Here is a 22569-nt window from a genome sequence, read left to right as displayed (position 1 = left end):
TAGCAGGATGTTCAAAAAGGCCGTCCAGCGCGGCCGCAGGCGATGCAAGAACCGCAGGCGTACCCTCTGGGGTACGTTGAGGATTCTTGCAAGCCGAGAACAAAGCTGGCGGACTTTTTCAACATCCTGTTAAGGCCAGCTGACCGTCGCGAGGGTGACCACGCAAGCCAAGGCGGCGCCGGCCAGCAGGCTGGCGCGATCGGTCACGGCGAAGACGACGGCGTCTTCGCGCAGGTGGCCCCGATGGGCTTGCATCCACATCCAACTGATCCAGAACACCATGATCGGCACGGCGGCCCAGAGGAACTGGGGCGCGCGATACAAGCGCAGCACGGCCTCGCTGTTGAGATACAGCGCGAACACCACCACCGCCGCATAGCCGGAGGTGACGCCCAACATCTGGACCAGCGGCGCGTCGGAGACGCGGTAGCCGCGGCCGTGGGCCTGCTCCTCCCCCTGGTGCGACAGAATGCGCAGCTCCGCGTACCGTTTGGCGAAGGCCAGCGAGAGGAACACAAATCCGGAAAAGGCCAGGAGCCAGAACGAGAGCTCGATGCCGGTCACGGCCGCGCCGGCGACGATGCGCAGGGTATAGAGCATCGCGAGGATCAGGCAATCGATCAGGATGAGCCGCTTGAGGCCCCAGGAGTAGGCCGCCGTCATCGCGGCATACACCGCCAGCCACGGGAGGAAGGCGCCGCCCACGTGGCGCGCCACCGCGACGCTGCCGAGGAGCAGGAGGGGCGCCAGCGCGAAGCCCGCCCAGACCGGCACGAGGCCGGACGCGAAGGGCCGGTTCACTTTGTGCGGATGTTTCCGATCGCTGTCGAGATCCAACAGATCGTTCGTGACATAGACCGCCGACGCGCACAAGCTGAAGGAGATGAACGCAAGGACGATGGCCAGCCAGGTGCCCGGGTCTGCGATCTGGTGCGCGGCCACCGCGGGCACCCCGAGCAGCAGATTCTTGAGCCACTGGTGCAGGCGCAGCACCCGCCGCCACGTCGTGAAGTCCCACGCGGGAGACGGAAAGACCCGCTCGACCTTGCCGGACAAGGCCGCATGCTTGGCCATCGCCGTCGCGGAGCCGACCACGATCGCGCGGCGCGCCCATTGCCAGACCGACAGGTCGGCCCGCGAGTTGCCCGCGTAGTCGAATCCCGCCGGCCCGAACCGCTGCACGAGCGCTTCGGCCTTGTGCGGCCCGGCGAGGTTGACCGTGCCGTCGCTCGCCATCACCTCGTCGAACACGCCCAGATGCTCGGCGATCGCCGTGGCCACCGCCTGGTCGGATGCCGTGCACAGGATGAGCGTGCGGCCGTGCGCTCGTTGCTGATGGAGCCATGCCAGGAAGTCGCGGTTGAACGGCAGGATCCGCGGATCGACGGTGGTGCGCGCCGCCAGCTGCTGCTTGAGACGCGCCTTGCCCCGCCATAACCAATACGGAAGCAGACACAGACTGGCGGGATTCGTCCGGAACAGCCCGCACAGGCCTTCGTGCAACGTATCCGTTCGGATCAAGGTTCCGTCGAGATCGACCACCAGCGGGCAGACCGGTGGCGGATATTTCAGCGCCTGAGAGCCGACGACATGCATGAGTATCTGATCCACACTATGAATTGAACGTGAAAGACGGGGGGTCTAGGCGATTCCCCGGCTTCAAGCGGTCGATCCCCTAAGCAACGGCGCTTGCGGGAGGGAGGAGGTTCGAAGTTCGAGGTTCGAAGTGCGAAGTGCGAGGTCGGCGAGACCGGCGAAGTCCGCTAGTGAAAATGCTAGGTTCAGCCGGTGACCCCCGTTGCTACGCTTGAGGCACGAAGGAGACAGGGTGAAGGATGTGGAAAAGCCGGCGCCTGCCTGGACCCAGCGCCGGCCCGTCAAGATCGCGAAGAAGTTTCTCTCGAAGACGATTCTCCGTCCGTTTCGCCGATCGTTCCCCCACTGGCGTGTGGGCCTGCGCCGCTCCCGTGCGTCGTTGCTGAAGCAGGGCCCCGCCGCTCTTCCCGACTTCCGGTGGATCGAGGCGCCGCGCGGACATTTTTACGCCGATCCGATGCTGCTGCAGCATGCAGGCACGACCTGGCTCTTGGCGGAGGATTATGAGTACGAGCGGAACGAAGCACGCCGTATTGTAGCGGCGGAGGTCGACGTCGACGGACAGGTCGCCCCGTTTGCGCCTGCGCTGACGACCGACCATCACGTGTCGTACCCGCTCCTGTTTTGCCACGACCGGGAGATCTACATGGTGCCGGAGACGGCGGCCGACCGTGCGGTGTGGCTGTACCGCGCACGGCGGTTCCCGTTCGAGTGGACGCGCGAGCACCGCCTGTTTCCCCACGCCGCGTACGACACGACGCCGTGGTACCATGAAGGCACGTGGTATTTTTTTTCGACGATTCCGGAACGGGGTCCGGCCCGCTGCGTGACGCATCTCTTCTGGTCCGATTCGTTGACGGGCGTCTGGCGGCTGCATCCGAAGAGCCCCGTCGGCGGCCACGGCGAGGGGCGCGGCGCGGGACCGATTTTCCGCGAGGACGGCCGGGTGATTCGACCGACGCAATGCGGCCATCCCCGATACGGCTACTCGTTTTCGTTCGATGAAATCGTCCGTCTTGACCGCGACCGCTTCGAGCAGCGGCGACGGGCCACCTTCGAGCCGACCTGGCACTCCCGCCTGTACGGCATGCACACCTACGGGCGGGTGGCTGAGACGGAGGTGATCGACGGATGCTGGGGCGTGAATCCGTATGTGGTGATGTGAACGGTTTGTCTGGTTAGTCGGTTTATTTGGTTTATCTGGTTGGAACCAACCGAACCAAACAAACCCGACAAACCAAACAAACCAAACAAACCAGCGGACTCGTATGCACGCATCGCTACCGATCCTCTGCCGAGGCTGTGTGGCCGTCGCTCTCCTCGCGCTTGCACCGTGGGGAGCCGGCTGCGCCCGATCGGCGCACCAGACCGGGCAGAACCTGCTCGATCAGATCATCCCGCCTCATATCCAGGAGCGGGTGGATGAATCGGTGGCGTTTGCTCAGCTGCGTTCGGCGCCTGATCAGTATATCGGTCGAACCGTCATGCTGAGCGGCCTCGCGATGAAGTCGCGACGCGTGAAGGACCACACGGAAATCGAAGTCCTGCAGCTTCCCACCGAGTCCGGCTTGTCGCCGTCGGATCGGCGCAGCCGATCGGAAGGCCGGTTCCTCGCGATCAAATCGGGTGAGTTTCTCGATCCGGCGGTGATCGACAAGGGCGCGCCGCTCACCGTCGTCGGCGAGGTGAAGGGCGCGACGACGAGACAGCTGGACGATGAGGAGTATCGGTATCCCGTGATCGAGATCGCGCATTTGGTGGATTGGAACGACGTGCGGACGGTCGAGCACCGGTCGTACGGCGGATACGGTCCCTATCCCGCCTATCCTTATTATGGCTACGGGCCCTGGCCGCCCTGGTATTACGGTTTCGGCATGCCCTTTTGGGGCCCGTACGGGTTGTATCCGTACTCGTATTATGGGCCGTTTATCGTGCCTCCGTTCGGGGGCGTGAGGACCCCGGCTCCCGCTCCGCCGCCGTCCTCGGTGCCTCCGCAATTCAAGAAGTGACGAGTGATCGGCGGCGGGTGATGAACGCGGGCACGGCACGACCGTCCGCGATCAGCCTTCAGCAGTCAGCTTTCTGACAGGGCGGGAGGAGAAGTCAATGCCGCGCCCGGCGACGAACGATCTGGATCGGTATCGGCGCAAGCGGGACTTTCAGCGGACGCCGGAGCCGAGCGGCCGTCTTGCCCGGCAAGCCGTCGCTGCGCCGGCCGGCCGGCCGCTGTTCGTCGTGCAGAAACATGCCGCCTCGCGGCTGCACTACGACTTCCGGTTGGAGCTCGACGGGACGCTGAAAAGCTGGGCCGTGCCCAAAGGGCCGAGCCTCGATCCGGCGCAAAAGCGCCTGGCGGTGCATGTCGAGGACCATCCGCTCGAGTATGCCGAGTTCGAAGGCGTCATCCCGCCGAAGCAGTACGGGGCCGGGACGGTGCTCGTGTGGGACCGCGGGACCTGGGAACCGCTGAGCGACCCGCGGGAGGGCTATCGGAGGGGCGTGCTGAAGTTCCGGCTGCGCGGCGAAAAATTGCACGGCGGCTGGACGCTGGTGCGCATGCACCGCCGGGGCGGCGAAGACGAAGACAACTGGCTGCTCATCAAGGAGCGGGATGCGGACGCGAAGTCCGGACCGGCGGGCGAGATCGTCGAGACGCTGCCGGACAGCGTGGCCAGCGGGCGCGGCATCGAGCAGGTGAAGGGCGCGCGGGCCCGGGTCTGGCAGTCGAACCGGTCTTCAGCTCTCAGCCGTCAGCCGCCGCCAGCGCTCAGCGCTCCGCCCTCCGGGCGGGGCACCCGGCACTTGCCGTTCGCCACGCATCACGCATCACGCATCACGCTTCACCCGGCTTCTGTGCCCGGCGCGGTGAAGCGCGCCTGTCCGGACTGGATCGCGCCGCAGTTGGCGAGTCTCGTGAACGGCATGCCGGCGGGCGAAGGTTGGCTGCACGAAATCAAGTATGACGGCTATCGCATCGTCAGCCGGGTGGAGCGGGGAACGGCCCGGCTCTACAGCCGAAACCGCAACGATTGGACGAGCCGCCTGCGTCCGCAGGCCGAGGCGCTGGCGGCGCTCGGCCTGGACGAGGCGTGGCTCGACGGTGAGGTCGTCGTGCTGGACGCCGGCGGGAAGCCGGATTTCCAAGCCCTGCAAAACGCCTTCGATCTCGAGGCGCCCCGTCCCATCGTCTATTGCCTGTTCGATCTCATGTATCTCAACGGGTATGACCTCCGCGGCGCGCCGCTGGCCGAGCGCAAGCGCCTGCTCGCCGCGTTGCTCCCCGACGGCCGCGACGGGGCCACGCTGCGGTACAGCGATCACCTCGTCGATCGGGGACGGGAGGTGTTCGTGGAAGCCTGCCGCAGCGGCCTCGAGGGCGTGATCGCCAAACGCGCCGACGCCTCCTATCGGTCCGGGCGCGGGTCCAGTTGGCTCAAGATCAAATGCGAGCGGCGGCAGGAATTCGTCATCGGCGGTTATACCGATCCATCGGGATCGCGCCATGGATTCGGCGCGTTGCTGGTCGGCTATTATGACGGAGACGAACTGCGCTACGCGGGCAAGGTCGGCACGGGATTCTCGGAGACGTCGTTGCGCGAGCTCAGCGCCCGGCTGACCCGTCTGACACAGCGGCGGCCGCCGTTCGTCAATCCGCCCTCCGGTTCGGAGGCGCGCGGCGTCCATTATGTACGGCCGCAGCTGGTGGCCGAGGTGCGGTTTGCCGAGTGGACGCAGGAGGGGATCTTGCGCCAGCCGAGTTTCCAAGGCCTGCGGCAAGACAAGCCGGCGCGCGCCATCGGGCGGGAATGGCCGCAGGAGGAGCAAGGGGATAGTAATGGGGGTACGCGGGGTAGTAATGGGGGTAAAGGGGGTAAGGGGGATAACGGGGGTACGCGGGGTAATCGAAGGGAGCAGGGGACGACTGTGAGGCTGAGCCATCCCGATCGGGTGCTGTATCCGGATATGGGGCTCACCAAGGAAGGACTGGCCCGCTATTACGAAGCCGTCGCCGAGTGGATCGTGCCGCACTTGCGCGGACGGCCGCTGACGTTGGTCCGGTGTCCGGAGGGCTATCAGGACTGTTTCTACCAGAAGCACATCAACGAGACCGTGCCGAAAGCCATCCAGCGCATCGAGATCGAGGAGGATGACGGAATCGGCACCTACATGATCGCGGATTCGCTGGAGGCCGTGCTCGGCTTGGTCCAGATGGGTGTCTTGGAGCTGCACACCTGGGGAGCCACGCGCGATCGGTTGGAACAGCCCGATCGGCTCACGTTCGATTTGGACCCCGATCCATCCGTCCCCTGGGAGCAGGTGATCGAAGCGGCGCAGCTCACGAGGACGCTGCTGGACGAATTGGGACTGGTGAGTTTTGTAAAGACGACCGGCGGGAAGGGCCTGCATCTCGTGACGCCGATCGAACGGACGTGTGCGTGGGACGAGGCGAAGGCCTTTGCGAAGTCCGTCGCCGACCACATGGCGCGGACAATCCCGCAGCGTTTCACGGCGAACATGGCGAAACGCGCGCGGAAGGGCAAAATCTTCATCGACTATTTGCGCAACGCGCGCGGCGCCACGGCGATCGCCGCCTATTCGACGAGGGCGAAGCCGGGCGCGCCGGTGTCCGTGCCGCTGGCCTGGGACGAACTGTCGCCGGAACTCAAGTCCGACTCCTTCACGGTTACCAACGTGCCGGGTCGTCTGAAGAGCCTGCGGGCGGATCCCTGGGAAGGGTACCGAGACGCGACGCGCCGGATCACCGAGCGGATGAAGCGACGGCTGGCGCCATAAAGAAGCAAGAAAGTTTCGAGGGCCGAGATCGAAGAAGCGAGAAAGGGCCGAGGGCCGAGATTGAGCAGAGTTGTTACTCGGTGCTCGGCTCTTTCCGGCTCGTTCCTGAATCGAGGGATCGTCCCAGTATACAGGCGGCGTGGAGCACGAGAGCATAGAAGTTCCGAGGTCTCCCATGAATCGTCTTGCCGCTCTATTGGAGTGCGGGCAAAGCTACTGGCTCGATAATTTGACGCGCCGCATGATCGTGTCCGGCGAGCTGGCTCGCCGGATCAAGGAGGAAGGGTTGCGCGGGATCACCGCCAATCCGACGACCTTCGGGCAGGCGCTCACAAGCGACGAGTACGACGAGGACATCCGGGCGCTCGTCGAGCGGGGCAAGCGCACGAACGAGATCTACGATCACCTCCTGGTCGACGACGTGCAGCGCGCCTGTGATCTGCTGCGCGACGTGCATCGCGACAGCGGCGGCGTCGACGGCTTCGTCAGTTTGGAAGTGTCGCCGCACCTCGCCTATGACCCCGCCGGCACGATGGCCGAGACCCGCCGCTATGTCGCGGCGGTCGGCCGGCCCAACTTGTATATCAAGATCCCGGGCACCAACCGCGGCGTCGCCGCCATCGAACAGATGCTGTACGAAGGCGTGTCGATCAATATCACGCTGCTTTTTTCCGTGACCGCCTACCAGTCGGTGAGCGAGGCCTATCTCACCGCTCTTGAACGCCGGGTGACCGAGAAGCAGCCGATCGACCGTGTGGCCTCCGTGGCGAGCTTTTTCTTGAGCCGCATCGACGTGCTGGTGGATCAACTCCTGGCGCAGCGGCGCGCGGCCGGGGATGAAGCCCGGGTGTCCGCGCTGCGGGGACAGGCGGCGATCGCCAGCGCCAAGCTGGCCTACCGGGCGTTCAAGCGCACCACGGCGAGCGAGCGGTGGGAATGGCTGGCGAGCAAAGGCGCCCGCCCCCAGCGGTTGTTGTGGGCCAGCACCGGCACGAAGAATCCCGCGTACCGCGACGTGTATTACGTCGAGCCGCTCGTCGGGCGCGAGACGGTGAACACGATGCCCGAGCAGACGATCGCCGCATTCGCCGATCACGGGGAGGTGCGGGCCGGCGCGATCGAAGAAGGGGTCGAACAGGCGTCCGCCACCATGCGCGCGCTCACGGAGATCGGCATTGCACCGGACTCCGTCGCCTGGCAGCTCGAACACGAAGGCGTGCAAAAATTCATGGACGCCTACGACGCCGCGATGAAGGCGTTGCATGCGAAGTGCGAAGACTACCGAGGCCGCAAAGCGGCGTAGAACGGTCTATCTGGTGCGAGGTCTATCTGGTCTATCTAGTGCGACGGAAACAAGCCCACGACGAGACAGACCAAACAGACCAGACAGACGAGACAGACCAACAGACGCTTCCCGGAGGTTCCATGAACGTCGCCATCAATGGACTCGGCCGGATCGGGCGCGCCACGTTTAAGATTCTCGCCAGTACGCCGGAGCTCCATCTGGTCGGCATCAACGATCTCACGCCGACGGACAATCTCGCCTACCTGCTGAATTACGACACGGTCTACGGCCGGTATCCCAACCACGTGAAAGCCGAGGGGCCCCGGCTGATCATGGGAGACCGGCGATATCCCGTTTCGGCCGAGCGCGATCCGGCGCGCCTGCCCTGGGGTGAGCTGGAGGTCGATCTGGTCTTCGAATGCACCGGCCGGTTCAACCGGCGCCAGGATCTCGCCAAGCATCTGCAAGCGGGCGCCAAACGGGTGATCCTGTCCGCCCCGGCGAAAGACGAAGACATTCCGACGGTGGTCTACGGCGTGAACGCCTATCATGAGAAAGACGGCCCCATTCTCTCGTGCGCCAGTTGCACGACGAACTGCATCACGCCGGTGGTGGAAATCGTCGGCCGGCGGTTGGGTGTACTGAAAGCGGTGATGAACACGATCCACGCCTACACGTCGAGCCAGTCGATCGTGGACGGGGCCAACAAGAAGATGCGGCGCGGCCGGGCCGGCGCCGCGAACATCGTGCCGTCCACCACCGGCGCGGCGATCGCCACGACGCGCGCGCTGCCGGAGCTGAAGGGGAAGTTCGATGGGACGGGCGTGCGCGTGCCGGTGCCGGTCTGTTCCATCTCGGATGTCGTCATGCTGACGGAACGGCCGACGACGGTGGAGGCGGTGAATGCGATGTTTCTCGAAGAAGCCCGCAGCGACCGCTATGCCGGCGTCGTCGGGGTCGCGGAAGATCCCGTCGTGTCCAGCGACATCGTGCAGGATTCGCGCGCCTCGATCATCGATCGGGAAATGACGCAGGTCGTGGACGGCACACTCGTCAAGGTGATGAGCTGGTACGACAACGAATGGGGCTACGCCAGCCAGATGGTGCGGCAAGCGACCAGCATGGCGCTGATCGTCCCGGTCGAGCCGGCGCTGGCGTCGCGTTAGCGCGCCCGCATCGAGAACCGCCTCAGCGTTGAGCAAGAGAGCATTGAGCGTTGAGATGCCCTGTCTCAATGCTCAACGCTGTCCCGCTCAACGCTTGTCGTTCATGCCGCATCCGTCTCCGGCACAAAGACGCGCGCGTCCGGCGTCCACACGTGATGGTTGCGGGCATGGGCCGGCGCGTACGGCCGGAGCGGCACCGCCGCCGTCAGCCGTTCGTACAGGGCCAGATAGTCCTCCGCCATGCGCTGCACCGCGAAGCGCGTTTCAAACGACTGGCGGCAGCGCCACCGGTCGATGGAAGGCACCCGCTCCACCGCGCGGACCATCTCGGAGAGATTGTCGCAAATGACGCCGGTGACGCCGTCCTCGATCAGCTCGGGGATCGAGCCCCGCCGATAGGCGAGCACCGGCGTGCCGCAGGCCAGCGCTTCAATCAACACGATTCCGAACGGTTCCGGCCAATCGTAGGGACAGACGACCGCCGCGGCGTCGCCGAGGAAGTCGCATTTCTCCGCATCGGTGATTTCCCCGACATACTCGATCAGCGGATGTTCGAGCAGCCGCTCGATCTCCGCCTCGAAATAGTCCCGGTCGACGGGATCCACCTTGGCCGCGATGCGCAGCGGCATGCCGACCCGTTTGGCCACTTCGATCGCATGGTCCGGCCGCTTTTCCGGGGAAATGCGGCCGAGGAACGCCAAGTAGGAGCCGGGGCCCGGGTGAAAGGTGTAGAGATCCGGCAGGCCGTGATAGACGGTGCCGATCCAATTGGCCTGTGGCAAAGGCGCTCGTTGCGCGTTGGAAATCGAGACGACGGGCAGATCGAGGTATTCGTCGAACACGGGGCCGATTTCCGGCAGATCCAGCCGGCCGTGCAGCGTGGTGAGTACGGGCGTCTGACAGCGCCGGCTCATCGGAAAACCCATGAAATCCACATGAGAATGGATGATGTCGAACTGTGCGGCCTCCGCGCCGAACACTTGCTCCATCATGAGGACGAAGGGCGCGTCCCGGTTTACCGGTCCCTTTTTCAGCCGGAGGGCCTCCGGACACACTTTCCGGAGGCGGGCCGCCGTGACCGAATCGCCGCTGGCGAAGAGGGTGACATCGTGCCCCCGTCGGACCAATTCCTCGGTCAAATAGGAGACGATCCGCTCCGTTCCGCCGTACAGCTTCGGAGGGACGCTTTCCCAAAGAGGCGATACCTGTGCGATCTTCATGCCGACAGTCCTTTCCTTGGTGGTGGGTAAGAAGACCCCTGGTTGCTGGGTCTTCGGCCTCCCGCCCACTATGACGAGAAGAAGGTGCGGATCGAACTGGGGCGCGCCCTGGGGGGCTGCAGTCGCGCTCCCAGGCTTCCGGCCGGCGGCCCTTGGCGCCGCCTCCGGAAAAGCCTCGACCATCCCTCGGGTGTTTTCCGGTCCCAATTTCGGCAGGATCACCGATAGTCCTCTCCGCCACGATCCGCTACTGTGACCCTGGATCGCACAGAGTCGCTCCTCCGACGGACGCGTTTCTCCTGTAAAGCGGGGCAGCCGACGAGCAATGGGATCGGGATTGGGAACATGGCCAAAACCGAAGGGGGCGAAGCCTTTTTTGCGCAATGCCGACACACTGGGAAGATCCGGCATCTCCAGGGGCCGCCACCCTGGTATGCCCTGTGGACGCACAGCCATTGCGAGCAACTCGTCCACGATCAGTTGGCGGTCAGAGGATTCGAGGTCTTTTTGCCGAAGCTTGAAATCTGGTCCCGGCGGGCCGGCGTGAAGCATCGGATCCTGAAGCCCATGTTTCCCGGGTACCTGTTCGTCCGTGACGAGCTGAGCGAGGCTCGGTATGCCGAGCTGTTGGGAGCGCGAGGGTTGGTCTGTGTGCTGGGGAACGGCGCGGGACGATTGACCCCGGTGCCGAATCAGGAAATCGACGCGATCCGGGCGGTCGTGCAGTCGAATCTGCCGGCGTTGCCGCATCCCTATCTCGCCGCGGGGCAACGGGTGCGCATCACGCGGGGACCCTTGGCGGACGTGGAGGGCATTCTGGTCGGCCGGAACGCCGGCAAGGGGTTGCTGGTGCTGTCGGTGCAGTTGTTCCAGCGGAGCGTGGCCGTCGAAGTGGATTGCTCGCTTGCCACGGCGGCCTGACGGAGACGGGGGCGCGTTGTCCGTTCGCTCGATAAGAACAGGGTGGGGTCCGCGGATGCGGGACGAGTGGGGCATCGTCAGGGCGTGGCTGTGTGTGCTCGTGCTGGCGCCGACCGTAGCTTCGGCGCAGCTCACGCAGGGCATCCCTCGGTCTCCGATCGACCCGGCGGTGGCGGCGGGCGAGCAGGTACCGGAAGACCTTTACATCATGCCGTGGATCGCCACGGGCGTGGTGTACGACGACAACGTCTTCTTCTCGACGAGCGGCCGGCGGCAGGACGACGTGTTTCTCCGCGTATCCCCGGGGTTGCAGGCCAGTTATCAATCCGCGCCGTTCACGGTCGTGGGCAACTATCGGTTCGACTCGGAAGTGTACAACAAGTTCACGGAGCTCAATGCGGCTCAGCAGCGCCAGTTCGGCACGGTGGACATGCGGTGGCGCCCCTCGACCAGCACGATCGTGACGAACCAGGTCGGCTACGCCCAGACCAACACGCCGTTCGAACTGAATGTGCTGACAGCGTTCCAGGCGGCGCGCTTCCGGTCCGAACGGTATTTCGTCAATCCCGGCGCGGAATACCGGCTCGATCCCCGAACGACGCTGAACGGCCAATATGCGTACTCGAAGGATATTTTCGCCGGTTCCGTCGAGACGAACGCGCACATTTTCAATCTCCGCGCGGATCATCGCATCGGCGCGCACGACACCATCGGACCGGCCTATGTGGGGCGCTATTTCACCTTCAGCGGAGACTTCACGGGGTTCTTCGGGTTTCTCGGCGCCAACGCCAGCAACTTCGAGTCCCATGCTCTTATGGCGTCCTGGAGTCACGAGTTTTCGGCCGACACGCGCCTGGACATGCGGGTCGGCCCGCGCCTCTCGAACGGCGAGTTGGACGACCGGCCGGAGGCCTTGGTGGGGTTGCGGCGGCGCATTCCGAACGGGGAAGTGAACCTGACTTACATCAGCGCCGTCACGACGATCATCGGCACCGTCGGCGGCACGCGGACGGAGACGCTCTTGTTGGGCCTGACGTACGAGCCGGTGAAGCATCTCCTGGTGACCGTGTCGCCCCTCGTGTCGTGGAGCAAGAACGCGACGTTCGACGTGACGACCTACGCCGGAACTCTGGAAGCCGCCTATCAGTTCAACAAGTATGTGACGGCGAAAGGGTCCGCATATTTCAGCTATCAGGAAGGCACGTTCGGCGAGGCGGCCAATCTCTTCGTCGTCAACCGGAATGTGTATTGGCTGCGCCTTGAGTTCACATATCCGTCACGCTGGCAGTAAACGATTTACAGGGGAGGAGTCCAATGAAAGGTTACGTCTTGCTGTTTCTGGCGATCGGGTGTGTAGGGGCCGCACCCGCCCTGGCCGCCGAGTCGTCTTCGAGTTCATCATCGAGCGCGGCCGGATCGTCGAGCTCGTCCCCGTCCTACGACGGCGATCATGCCGGGACGCAGAGCGCGGAGATCGGGGATTACCGGATCGGAGCGGAGGACGTGCTCGATATTTCCGTCTGGAACAACTCCGCCATCAGCCGGACGGTGCCCGTGCGGCCGGACGGCAAAATTTCGCTGCCGCTGGTCAACGACGTGCAGGCGGCGGGATTGACGCCCGCGCAGCTGCGCAGCGTGCTCATCAAAAAGCTGGCCGAATATATTCCGTCGCCGGAAGTTTCCGTCATCGTCCGCGAGGTGCACAGCTTCAAAGTGTCCGTCATCGGCGAAGTGAAAAAGACGGGGCGGCACGAGCTGAAGGGCCGCGCCACGGTGCTGGACATTCTCGCGATGGCCGAAGGCTTCGGCGAGTTCGCCGGGCGGAACCGCATCGTGGTCCTGCGCCCCGAGGGCAAGTCCATGCGGCAGATTCCGTTCAATTACAACAAAGTGATTTCCACAAACGGCGGGCTGGAGAATTTCTTCTTGCAACCCGGCGACATCATCGTCGTCCCCTGATGGTCTGTCTGGTGCGTGGTCTGTCTGGTCTATCTGGTGCGAAAACCGAACAAACGAAACAAACCAGACAAACCAGATAGACCAAACAGACCGAACAGACCAAATAGACCAGACAGACCAAATAGACCAGATAGACCGTTGTCGACCAGGAGCCTGTGATGCAGGAAGAGGGACCCGACAGCCGGGCGGGATTGGCGCAAGCGGCGGCGATCTGGGACCGGCGCAAGTGGCTGGCGCTGGTCCTGTTCGCCGCGCCCTGCGCGGCCTTTCTCAGCCTGGTGTCCACTCTGCCGAATCTCTACAGCTCCACCGCGACGGTGTTGGTCGAGCAGCAGCAGATCCCGGAAGGCTACGTGAAGTCATCCGTCACCGGGGAAGCGGACGCGCGCCTGCACATGATTCGGGAAAAGATCCTGAACCGGTCGCACCTCAAGGAGTTGATCGAGCGCTTCAATTTGTACCCGGATCTCCGGAAGCGCGCGGACGAAGAATCGGTCGTCGAACGGATGCGCAAGGACATCACGTTGGAATTGAAAGAATTGCAGCGTCAGGTCTTCGGCCGCGACGGGACGTTCGGCTTCAAAGTGAGCTATCGCGGGCGCGATCCCGAGACGGTGGCGCGCGTGGCCAATACGCTGGCCGGTGAGTACGTCGAGGAAAACGTCAAGATGCGGACGCGCCAGGCCTCGGACACCACCCTGCTGCTGAAAAAGCAATTGGACGAGATCAAGGCGCGGCACGACGAGCAGGAGCGCCGCATCGCCCAGTTCCAGCAGCGCCACATGGGCGAATTGCCGGATCAGATCCACGTCAATCTCAGCACCTTGTCGCGGCTCAACCAGGATCTCGCTCTGAACAGCGAGCATCAAATGCGGCTGATCGAGCGGAGGGAGCGGTTGAGCAAGCAACTCTTCGACATCACCGCGGGCGGCGCGGGCGCCGCCCCGCATCCGGAATCGCTGGCGTACCAGTTGGAAAAGCTGCGGACGGAATTGACCGCCTTGCGGACCCGCGCCAGCCACAAGCACCCCGACGTGCAGCGCCTGCAAGGGGAAATCGCCGCGATCGAGAAAGCGCTGGCCGAGATGGCCGCGGACGCCAAGCTGGATCCGGCGCAGGCGGCGGCGCTGCTCGCCAGCCCGGACGACATCCGGCAGGCGCTGCGCGAGTCGGACCGCGACTTGAAGAATCTCAAGGTGGAGGAGCAGCGGCTCCGGCAGGAGCTGATCGCGTACCAGCGGCGGGTGGAACGATCTCCGCAGCATGCCCAGGAGTTTCAACAGTTGGAGCGGGATTTCAAGATGACGCGGGATCTGTATCTGTCGCTGCTGCAACGCTACGAAGACGCCCTGTTGGCGGAAAGCATGGAGCGGGCGCGCCATGACGCGGAGATGCGGATCATCGACCCGGCCATGCCGTCCGCGAGCCCGGCCGCGCCCAACCGGACGCGGCTGTACCTCATCGGGCTGGCGTTGTCGCTCGCCATCGCGGCGGGAGGCGTCATGCTGGCGGAGTACCGCGACCGGTCCTTCCACGACGTCGACGAGCTGCGGGCCTTCACCAAGGTGCCGATTCTGGTGCGGATCCCTTTGATCGAGACGAAAGCGGAGCGGCGCAAGAAAGCGGTCTGGGCCGGACTGCGGGCGGCGGTCTCTCTCGTCAGCCTCGCGGCGATCGTGGGCGCCTTCCAGTATCTCGGCGCGGAAAACGAGCAGCTCGTGTGGATGTTGAGCGAAAAGCCCGCCCCGTCGGCTCCCCGGTGACGCCATCATGGTTTGCGAAAGCCCGAAAGGAACGATGACCCGTCATGAAAGACGTGAATCCTGCGTTACGTGCCGTGCCGCCACCGGAGTCGGGCTCGTCCTCCGCCTATCAGCGGGGAGATAGCCGCGGAGACGCGCCGGTTCTCGAAAAGATGTTGGGGCGCGCCAAGCCGGACGAGCATCTGGTGAGCCTGCTCACGCCGGCCACGTTCGAGGCGGAGCAATATCGCACGCTGGGATTGATGTTGGAGCAGCGGCGGCAGACCGGCTTGCTCCAGGTCGTCGCGATGACCAGTCCGACGATGGGCGACGGGAAAACCCTGACGGCGATCAACCTGGCGGGGGCGGTGAGCCAGTCGCCGTCGGCGCGGGTCCTCCTCATGGACGTCGATTTCCGCAAGCCGTCGATCGCCGCCCAGTTGGGGTTGCGGGACAATATCGTCGGCCTTCGCGATGCGGCGCTCAACGCCGGCCTCCGCCTCAAAGACGTCGTGCGCCGGCATCCCGCATGGAATCTGTCCATCGCCACGGCGGGCCGCGCGCAGGGCTTGCCGCACGAGATCATCAAGTCCGCCCGCTTCGCCGAGCTGCTGAACGAAGCCCGGCGCGACTACGAATGGATCTTTCTGGATACGCCGCCGCTGATGCTGGCGCCCGACTGCCTCATCTTGGGGCGGAACGTCGACGGGTTCCTCATGGTGGTCTACGCCAACAAAACATCGCGCCAGGAAGTGGCGGAAGCCTTGAACTCCCTGGGGCCCTCCAAGCTGCTCGGGCTGGTCTACAACGGCGATGACCGACTGCTGTCGTCGTATAACTATGGCGCGTACTACATGACCCCCGAATCCGGCTAGCCGGGCTGTTGATAAAGGCCGCCAGCGGCGTTCTCAGTCGCGCGTCTCCTTGCGACGTACCGCGGCGGGGAACGAGCCGTCTCGGTGGCTCGGGGGTGGGCGGGTGAGAACGACACGTCTCAGTCGCGGGACACTGCCGGCTCACCATCTCGCCGGCGCGCACAAACGTGGCGTCACTTATTCGTGACGCCGTGCGCCTCCCTGCGGCCTTGCTGGACGGCCTTTCTGAACAGCCCGTGTAAGTTTCGAAATGACCGCCAGCTTCGTTCTCGGGTTCGTGCCTCCCTGCGACGTACCCCACCGGGGAACGAGCCGTCTCGGCGGCTCGGGGGTGGGCGGGTGAGAACAGCGGCGTTCTCTTCGTGCACAGTGTGTTTAGCTGGCATTGTTTATGGGGCGGGAAATCCGAGGGGCACGGATAGTGTTACAACGGTCTAAGTTCATCAACACCGATTAGATCGCGCCCACATTTCCAAGGCTCCATGGCATTGTTGTTGGTTTGTGTTGAGTCGGCGTTCTGTTGTGCCGTCTTTGCTCTGCTGCTTCCCCCGATCGAGCCGATCGGCGGGAGCCTGCCGGGCGGATTACAGGTGCCGACGGCCGTCCTTCTGTTTGCCGGCTGCTGCATCGCCGCGCTGGCGTACGCGGGCCTGTACGACCGGCGCAGTGCGGAAAGCCGGTCGGCTTGTCTGCTGCGCCTGGCGCGGGCGGCCGTGCTCGCGGCGGTCCCGCTCATCGTGCTGGCGGCGCTGTTCCTGCCGGCCGGCGCGGCGAGCTGGCTCCGGGTTGTCGCGGCGCTCGCCCTGACGAGCGCCCTCGTGATCCTCGGCCGGGCGGCGTGGCATCGCATGGCCCGGCGCCCGCCGTTCGTCGAGCGGGTGGCCGTGCTGGGGAAAAGTCCGCTGGCGAAGGCGGTGCTCGCCGAGCTGCGGGCCCGGCGGGATTGCCGCATCGTCGCCTACGAGCAGGGCCGTTTTCTGCGGAGAGGGCCGGACGCGGCGGCGCATCCGCGGCCGGCCGCGGATGCCCGCCCGCATCGGATCGTCGTGGCGCTGCGGGAGCGGCGCGGCCTGGTGCCGGTGGCGGCGCTGCTGGATGCCAAGCGGCAGGGCGTCGTGGTGGAAGACGGCATCCCGGTCTATGAACGGTTGACCGGCAAGGTCGCCATCGAATCGCTGCATCCCAGCCAGGTCATTTTCTCCGAGGAATTCGGCCGGTCGACCTCGTACGACCGGGCGGCTCGGGCGATCAGCTTCGTGGCGGCCGGGCTGGGTTTGGCGCTTACGGCTCCGCTGCTGCTCGTGCTCGCGATCCTCATCAAACTGGACAGCCGCGGGCCCGTGCTGTTCGTGCACGGCCGCATCGGCAAAGACGGACGGGTCTTCCCGCTGATGAAGTTCCGCACGATGCATCCCGCCGGGGAACGGCGGTCGGAGTGGGTGCGGGATAACGGCGACCGCATCACCCGCGTGGGACGCTGGCTGCGGAAATTCCGCCTCGACGAATTGCCGCAGCTGTTCAACGTGGTGGCCGGTCACATGAATCTGGTCGGACCGCGCCCGCATCCCGCGACCAACTACGCGCTCTTTACCGAGCATATTCCGTTTTACGCCTTTCGCTCGATGGTCCGGCCGGGCATCACCGGGTGGGCGCAGGTGCGCTACGGCTACGCCAACAGCCTGAAGGAAGAGACCGACAAAATGCGGTACGACCTTTACTACATCAAGCACCGCTCGCTCCTGTTCGATTTGGACATCGTGCTGCTGACGGTGAAGGTCGTGCTGCTGGGGAGCGACTCGAAGTTGGAGGGAGCCGCGGTGTCCGCCGAGCCGCTGCTGGAGGAGCGCATCGATGCCGCCTGACGTCCCAGCCGCCGTCTCGTGGCTGCGGGAGCGATCCGATGTGCGGACGCCGGAGACCCGTGCCGACGAATGGTGGCGGCCGGACCGGCACGGCCCGCCGGCGGGCGAGCGGGCCGCCGCCGCGGGTGCATCGCCGTCGTCGCCGGTGCCCTTCTGGGCGCTGATGGGATTGACGGGCGTGATGCTCTTCTCGCCGCAGAACTATGTTCCCGCGCTGGCGCCGTTCCGCCCCGCGCTCGTCACGGCCGGCGCCGGCATCGCGGCCTACGCATTCGACAGCTGGTCGCGCGGCCGGCGGCTCGTCGAGTGGACGCGGCCGATGAAATTGATCGTGGCGCTGATCCTGTGGGCCGCCGCGACCGTTCCCCTGTCGATCTGGCCCGGCGGCAGCGTCGCGGTCGTGACGGATGCCTATCTCAAGGCGGTCGTGATTTTTTGGCTGCTGAGCGGGGTGATCGGCACCAAGGAGCGCCTGCGGCAGGCGGCATGGCTGCTGACCGCGATGGCGCTCGGGCTCGGTCTGTTCGCCGTCTACAACTATGCGACGGGCGAGGTATTTCAGTCGAGCGCCCAAGAGCGGGTCCTGGGCAACATGGCGTCGCTGACCAGGAATCCCAACGACCTCGCCCTCATGATCAACCTGCTCGTGCCGCTGACGGTCGCGCTGTTCCTCGGGGAGCGCCCCGGCCTCAAGCGACATCTGCTGCTGGCGGCCATCGGGATCGAAGTGAGCACGGTGGGGCTCACCTACTCAAGGGCTGGCGCCCTCACGCTGGGCGTCATCGTTCTTCTGTACCTGTGGAAGCTGCGGGGACGCCCGGAGCGGTCGTGGCTGCTCGGACTGGTCGCCGCGCTCCTGCTGGCCCTCCCGCTGGTTCCCGCATCGTACTTCGAGCGCCTCAGCACCATCGCGAGTGTCGATGCCGACCGGACCGGATCATCGCAGGAACGGTGGAGCGATATGGTCATCGCCGCCAAGATCGTGGCGGCGAATCCCGTGGTCGGCGCCGGCATCGGGATGAATACGCTGGCGATGAGGGAGGCGCGCGGGACGGGCTGGGCTCCCGTGCACAACGTGTATTTGGAGCATGCGGTGGACCTCGGGCTGCCGGGCCTCGCGCTGTTTCTCCTGTTGCTGTATTCGTGCCTGACGCTGTCGCGCGCCGCGCAGCGCCGGTACGCCGAGCTGGGATGGGGGCGCACGCGGCTGCTGGCCGAAGGGCTGGAGATCAGCCTGATCGCCTATGCGGTGGCGGCGATGTTCCATCCGGTGAGCTATCATCCGTACTTCTATTATATGGCGGGGTTGGCGCTGGCCTCCTGGAAGATCGCCCGGGGCCGGGCGAACGCGGAGGTGCCGGCATGAGGGCGCCGGGAGCGATTGTCGCCGACACCCGCTCTCCGGCTTCCCTGTCCGCCGGCTCGCCGGCGAGGGCCGGCCGGCGCGCAGACCCGATCCGCCTGTTCCAGTTCACCGCGTTTCTGGCGATCGGCGGCACCGAGCGACAGGTGTTGAACGTGACGGGGGGCTTGGATCCCTCCGGGTTCGCGGTGCAACTGGGCTGTTTCGGACACCACCGCGACCAGGTGGCGGTGGAGTCGGTGGGGGTGCCGGTCACGCTCTATCCGGTCGACAGTCTCTATGGGCTGCGCACGCTCCGGCAAGTCCTCCGATTGTCGGCCGATCTGAAGCGGCAGCGCATCGACATCCTGCACGCCTATAACTTTTACGCGAACGTCTTTGCCGTGCCGGCGGCGCGCTTGGCTCGGGTGCCGGTGGTCTTGGCCGCGATCCGCGACACCGGGGGGCAACTCACGCCCAGGCAGCGCCGGACCAACAAGCTCGCCTGTCGCCTGGCCGACCGCGTGGTGGTCAATGCCGAGGCGATCAAAGCCGGGCTGATCGCGGAAGGCTATCGGCCCGACCGTATCGTCGTGCTGCACAACGGCATCGTCTGTCATCCCCTCAAGACCGCGGAGGAGCGGCGCGCCGTGCGCCACGCGCTGGGCGTGCCGGCCGACGCGCCGCTGGTCGGCGTCGTGGCGCGCATCTCCCGGGCGAAGGGACTCGAGTATTTCGTGCAGGCGGCGCGGGCCGTCTTGGATCGCACTCCGGACGCCCGCTTCCTGCTGGTCGGCGACACGAATATCGATCGGCCCTATCGCGAAGATCTGCAGCGGCTCAGCTGCCGCCTGGGATTGAACGACCGGCTGATGTTCACGGGATTTCGCACGGACATCCCGGACTTGCTCTCGGCCTTGACCGTCTCGGTGCTGCCGTCTCTCGAAGAAGGATTGTCGAATGCGCTGCTGGAATCGATGGCGGCGGCGGTGCCGGTGGTCGCGACGAACGTGGGCGGCAATCCCGAAGTCGTCGTGGACGGCGTGACGGGCCTCCTGGTGCCTCCCAAGCATCCCGCCGCGCTGGCGCAGGCGATCGGCCGGGTGCTCGATGCACCGGTCCTCGCGCAGTCCATGGGGCGCGCGGGCCGGCGGCGCGTGCTGGATCATTTTACGAACGAGCGCATGATCCGAAAGATGCAACGGTTGTACGAAGAGCTGCTGGAGCAGGCGCGGGCCGGGCGGCCGCGTCCGAATCGATAGGGCGGGTGGCGCGGAGTCCACGAGAGGTCCGGGGCGGAATCGATCGTGAGGCGGGTCATGGGAACGTATGGACGTGGAACTCATCACCGAACGCCGGCGGTTCGACGAATTGCGGCCGATGTGGAGCGAGCTGCTGGACCGGTCCGGCATCCATCATCCCTTCGTGACGCACGAATGGATCAGCGCCTGGTGGAACAGCTTCCCGCCGGCCGGCACGCCGTACCTACTTGCCGTGAAGGACGGCCGGTCGCTCGCGGCGCTGGCGCCGCTCGTGCTGGACCGCGGGAAGATGTACGGCTGTCCGATCCGCCGCCTGCACGGCATGGGGAATGTCTACACCGAGCGCTTCGAGTTGCTGCTGGGCGACCGGCCGCAGGCCGCGGCGGAAGCCTTGTGGGGCCATCTCAAACGGCACGCCGACCGGTGGGACGTGCTGGAGCTGCGCCAGCTGCCGCTGGAAAGCCGGACGCTGGACGCGCTGTCCGGCGTGGCGGCGCCCGACGGATGCGCCGTCGGGCGCTGGGCGTCCAGCGAGTCGCCCTACGTGGCGGTGCGCGGCGAGTGGGACGAGTACTTCAAGGGCCTGAAGAAGGTGCATCGCGCCGACATGCGGAAGCGCCTGGCCGCCTTGGAAGAGGAGGGCCCGGCCGGCATGGAGATCGTTCGAACGGACGCCGATCTCGGCCGGGATCTGGCGGACGCGCTGCGGCTCGAATCCTCCGCCTGGAAGGGCGCCCACGGGACGGCGATCGACAGCCGGGCGGACAGCAAAGCGTTCTACGAGAGCCTGCTGCGGACGGCGGCGAAGGAAGGATGGCTGCGCCTGTATTTCCTGACGACCGCCGGCCGGCGCATCGCGGTCCGCATCGCCTTGCTCTTCCACCACCGCCTCTACATGCTGAAGTCCGGCTACGATCCGGAGTACGCGCGATTCTCGCCCTCGCACCTGCTCTGCTACAAAATGCTGCGCGAAGCGTGGAACGAGCGCCACGCCGAAGTGGATTTTCTCGGGCAGGCCGAACGGTGGAAGCTCAGCTGGTCGAACGGCCTCCGGCCCCACGTGTATCTCTTCCTGTTTCCCCGGCGCCCGGTCCCCCGGTTGCTGCACGCCATGAAGTTTCAGCTGCTGCCGCGCCTCCGCCGCACCGGGTTCTATGAGCGGCTGCGGGGATCGGCGTCGAAGCTGGGGATTACGATGTACGAGGAATAGTTGAGAGTCAAAGACGGGGTCGAAGACGGGGTCAGGCCCCGCGCGAAACGCGCAGAAGGGGGCCAGACCCCTGAACGCGCAGAAGGGGGCCAGACCCCTGTGCAGGAGGGGACGTGTCATGGATACGGCGACGATCGTGCTGGGGGCGGCGGAAGACAAGGGTGTGCCGCTTGTGTCGGCGCAGGAGGAGATGCGGGTGGAAGTGGTCCGGGACTACGAGGGGTTCCTGCGGCTGGGGCCCGTCTGGAATCGCCTCGCCGACGAGGCCGGACTCGACCATCCGTTCATCCGCCATGAATGGGTGCGCACCTGGTGGGAGTCGTTCGAGCCGGGCGCGGCGTTGCATATCATCGTGGTGAAGCGGGGTGGGGAGCCCATCGCCATCGCGCCGTTGATGGCCGACCAAGGCCGGATGTACGGATGGCCGTTGCGCCGCCTGCGCGGCATCGCCAACGTCTACACCGAACGGTTCGATTTCATCCTCACGCAGGAACCGAGAGAAGCGTGCCGGACGATCTGGCGCTATCTGGCCGCGCGGGCTGCGGACTGGGACGTGCTGGAGCTGCGGCAATTGCCGGACGGCGCCAAGGTCAAAGAGTATCTGCCGTTGTGCGCGTTCGAGGACCGGTTCCTGTTCGGCGTGTGGCATTGCTCCGACGGCCCGTATGTGCCCGTCAACCGATCCTGGGAGGCGTACCACAGAAGCTTATCGAAGAAGCACCTGTCCAATTTGAAAGGACGGGTGAAGGGATTGAATCGGATCGGCGACGTCCGGCATGAAATCGTGACCGGCGGCGACGACCTGGACACGCTGCTGAATGAAGCCTTTCACCTGGAAGCCGCCGTCTGGAAGGGCGAGGAGGGCACGGCCATTCTCAGCCGGTCCGATCGGCATCGGTTCTATCGCGGGTTGCTGAAGCGGGCGGCGGAGCAGGGGTGGCTCGAGCTCCACTTCTTGACGGTCGGCGGCAAGCGCATCGCCGTGCAATTGGCGCTGGTCCTCCGCCGCAAGCTCTACATCCTGAAATCCGGCTACGATCCGCGGTACGGGCAGTTCGCGCCCTCGCTGGTGTTGTGCGAGCTGATGCTGCGCCGCGCCTGGAAGCAGGACCTCGCGGAGATCGATTTCCTCGGCGACGCCGAGCGCTGGAAGCTGGAGTGGGCGCAGCACACCCGCAGCCACGATTGGCTGTTCGTGTTCCCCGACCGGCCCCGTGCCCGGTGGCTGCACCGGCTCAAGTTTTCGATCGTGCCGCGGCTCAAGCGCCATCCGGTCTATCGGGCCGCCAAGGCCGCCGGCGGCCGCATAGGCCTCACGGTGCACGGCAGGTAAGC

17 protein-coding genes are annotated in these 22569 nt (G+C 65.5%); 15 read left to right on the top strand and 2 right to left on the bottom strand.

Features of this window, described 5'->3' with window-relative positions; genetic code table 11:
- Nucleotides 1-129: 129 nt before the first annotated feature.
- Nucleotides 130-1596 (bottom strand): UbiA family prenyltransferase, encoded by a 1467-nt coding sequence (locus NITMOv2_RS12310; RefSeq protein ID WP_053380151.1) that lies wholly within the window; start codon nucleotides 1594-1596, stop codon nucleotides 130-132.
- 232 nt (nucleotides 1597-1828) lie between these two features.
- On the opposite strand from NITMOv2_RS12310, the gene NITMOv2_RS12305 reads away from it, so the two are divergent.
- The 5 genes from NITMOv2_RS12305 (at nucleotide 1829) to gap (ending at nucleotide 8841) form a co-directional block, all read left to right on the top strand.
- Nucleotides 1829-2761 carry a glucosamine inositolphosphorylceramide transferase family protein gene (locus NITMOv2_RS12305; RefSeq protein WP_053380150.1) on the top strand — a complete coding sequence of 311 codons (933 nt, stop codon included), beginning with the start codon at nucleotides 1829-1831 and terminating at the stop codon, nucleotides 2759-2761.
- A gap of 139 nt (nucleotides 2762-2900) precedes the next feature.
- Nucleotides 2901-3605, top strand: a complete 705-nt coding sequence (locus tag NITMOv2_RS12300; protein ID WP_053380149.1) for a Slp family lipoprotein — start codon at nucleotides 2901-2903, stop codon at nucleotides 3603-3605.
- A 97-nt stretch (nucleotides 3606-3702) separates the two neighbouring features.
- Nucleotides 3703-6390, top strand: a complete 2688-nt coding sequence (ligD, locus tag NITMOv2_RS12295; protein ID WP_053380148.1) for a DNA ligase D — start codon at nucleotides 3703-3705, stop codon at nucleotides 6388-6390.
- Nucleotides 6391-6565: 175 nt separating this feature from the next.
- A complete protein-coding gene (gene tal / locus NITMOv2_RS12290; protein ID WP_053380147.1) occupies nucleotides 6566-7693 on the top strand; it encodes a transaldolase in 1128 nt (375 codons plus the stop codon).
- 122 nt (nucleotides 7694-7815) lie between these two features.
- Nucleotides 7816-8841: a type I glyceraldehyde-3-phosphate dehydrogenase gene (gene gap, locus NITMOv2_RS12285; protein WP_053380146.1), complete on the top strand. Its 1026-nt coding sequence runs from the start codon at nucleotides 7816-7818 to the stop codon at nucleotides 8839-8841.
- A gap of 101 nt (nucleotides 8842-8942) precedes the next feature.
- On the opposite strand, the gene NITMOv2_RS12280 is transcribed toward gap, so the two are convergent.
- On the bottom strand, nucleotides 8943-10061 hold the full coding sequence (locus tag NITMOv2_RS12280) for a glycosyltransferase family 4 protein (RefSeq protein ID WP_083447974.1): 1119 nt from the start codon (nucleotides 10059-10061) through the stop codon (nucleotides 8943-8945).
- A 345-nt stretch (nucleotides 10062-10406) separates the two neighbouring features.
- Here NITMOv2_RS12280 and nusG point away from each other — a divergent pair, with 345 nt between their 5' ends.
- The 10 genes from nusG (at nucleotide 10407) to NITMOv2_RS12230 (ending at nucleotide 22567) form a co-directional block, all read left to right on the top strand.
- On the top strand, nucleotides 10407-10982 hold the full coding sequence (nusG, locus tag NITMOv2_RS12275) for a transcription termination/antitermination protein NusG (protein WP_053380145.1): 576 nt from the start codon (nucleotides 10407-10409) through the stop codon (nucleotides 10980-10982).
- A gap of 55 nt (nucleotides 10983-11037) precedes the next feature.
- Nucleotides 11038-12273, top strand: coding sequence for a porin family protein (locus NITMOv2_RS12270; protein ID WP_053380144.1), 1236 nt, complete (start codon nucleotides 11038-11040; stop codon nucleotides 12271-12273).
- A gap of 23 nt (nucleotides 12274-12296) precedes the next feature.
- Nucleotides 12297-12941 (top strand): polysaccharide biosynthesis/export family protein, encoded by a 645-nt coding sequence (locus tag NITMOv2_RS12265; RefSeq protein ID WP_053380143.1) that lies wholly within the window; start codon nucleotides 12297-12299, stop codon nucleotides 12939-12941.
- A gap of 158 nt (nucleotides 12942-13099) precedes the next feature.
- Nucleotides 13100-14704: a GumC family protein gene (locus tag NITMOv2_RS12260; RefSeq protein WP_053380142.1), complete on the top strand. Its 1605-nt coding sequence runs from the start codon at nucleotides 13100-13102 to the stop codon at nucleotides 14702-14704.
- Nucleotides 14705-14748: 44 nt separating this feature from the next.
- The gene (locus NITMOv2_RS12255) at nucleotides 14749-15558 is read left to right on the top strand and encodes a CpsD/CapB family tyrosine-protein kinase (protein WP_053380141.1); all 810 of its coding nucleotides are present in this window, start codon (nucleotides 14749-14751) and stop codon (nucleotides 15556-15558) included.
- 482 nt (nucleotides 15559-16040) lie between these two features.
- On the top strand, nucleotides 16041-17420 hold the full coding sequence (locus NITMOv2_RS12250) for an exopolysaccharide biosynthesis polyprenyl glycosylphosphotransferase (protein WP_053380140.1): 1380 nt from the start codon (nucleotides 16041-16043) through the stop codon (nucleotides 17418-17420).
- Complete coding sequence (locus NITMOv2_RS12245) at nucleotides 17410-18786, top strand: O-antigen ligase family protein (RefSeq protein ID WP_053380139.1); 1377 nt, start codon at nucleotides 17410-17412, stop codon at nucleotides 18784-18786. Before NITMOv2_RS12250 ends, NITMOv2_RS12245 begins: the two co-directional genes overlap by 11 nt.
- Complete coding sequence (locus tag NITMOv2_RS12240; RefSeq protein WP_053380138.1) at nucleotides 18783-20024, top strand: glycosyltransferase; 1242 nt, start codon at nucleotides 18783-18785, stop codon at nucleotides 20022-20024. Before NITMOv2_RS12245 ends, NITMOv2_RS12240 begins: the two co-directional genes overlap by 4 nt.
- A 67-nt stretch (nucleotides 20025-20091) precedes the next feature.
- Nucleotides 20092-21234 carry a GNAT family N-acetyltransferase gene (locus NITMOv2_RS12235; protein ID WP_053380137.1) on the top strand — a complete coding sequence of 381 codons (1143 nt, stop codon included), beginning with the start codon at nucleotides 20092-20094 and terminating at the stop codon, nucleotides 21232-21234.
- Nucleotides 21235-21352: 118 nt separating this feature from the next.
- Nucleotides 21353-22567, top strand: coding sequence for a GNAT family N-acetyltransferase (locus NITMOv2_RS12230; protein WP_053380136.1), 1215 nt, complete (start codon nucleotides 21353-21355; stop codon nucleotides 22565-22567).
- The last annotated feature ends 2 nt before the right edge of the window (nucleotides 22568-22569 follow it).

The sequence above is a fragment of the Nitrospira moscoviensis genome, from assembly GCF_001273775.1.
GTDB classification, from domain to species: Bacteria; Nitrospirota; Nitrospiria; order Nitrospirales; family Nitrospiraceae; genus Nitrospira_D; species Nitrospira_D moscoviensis.
This window is presented reverse-complemented; position numbering and strand designations above follow the sequence as displayed.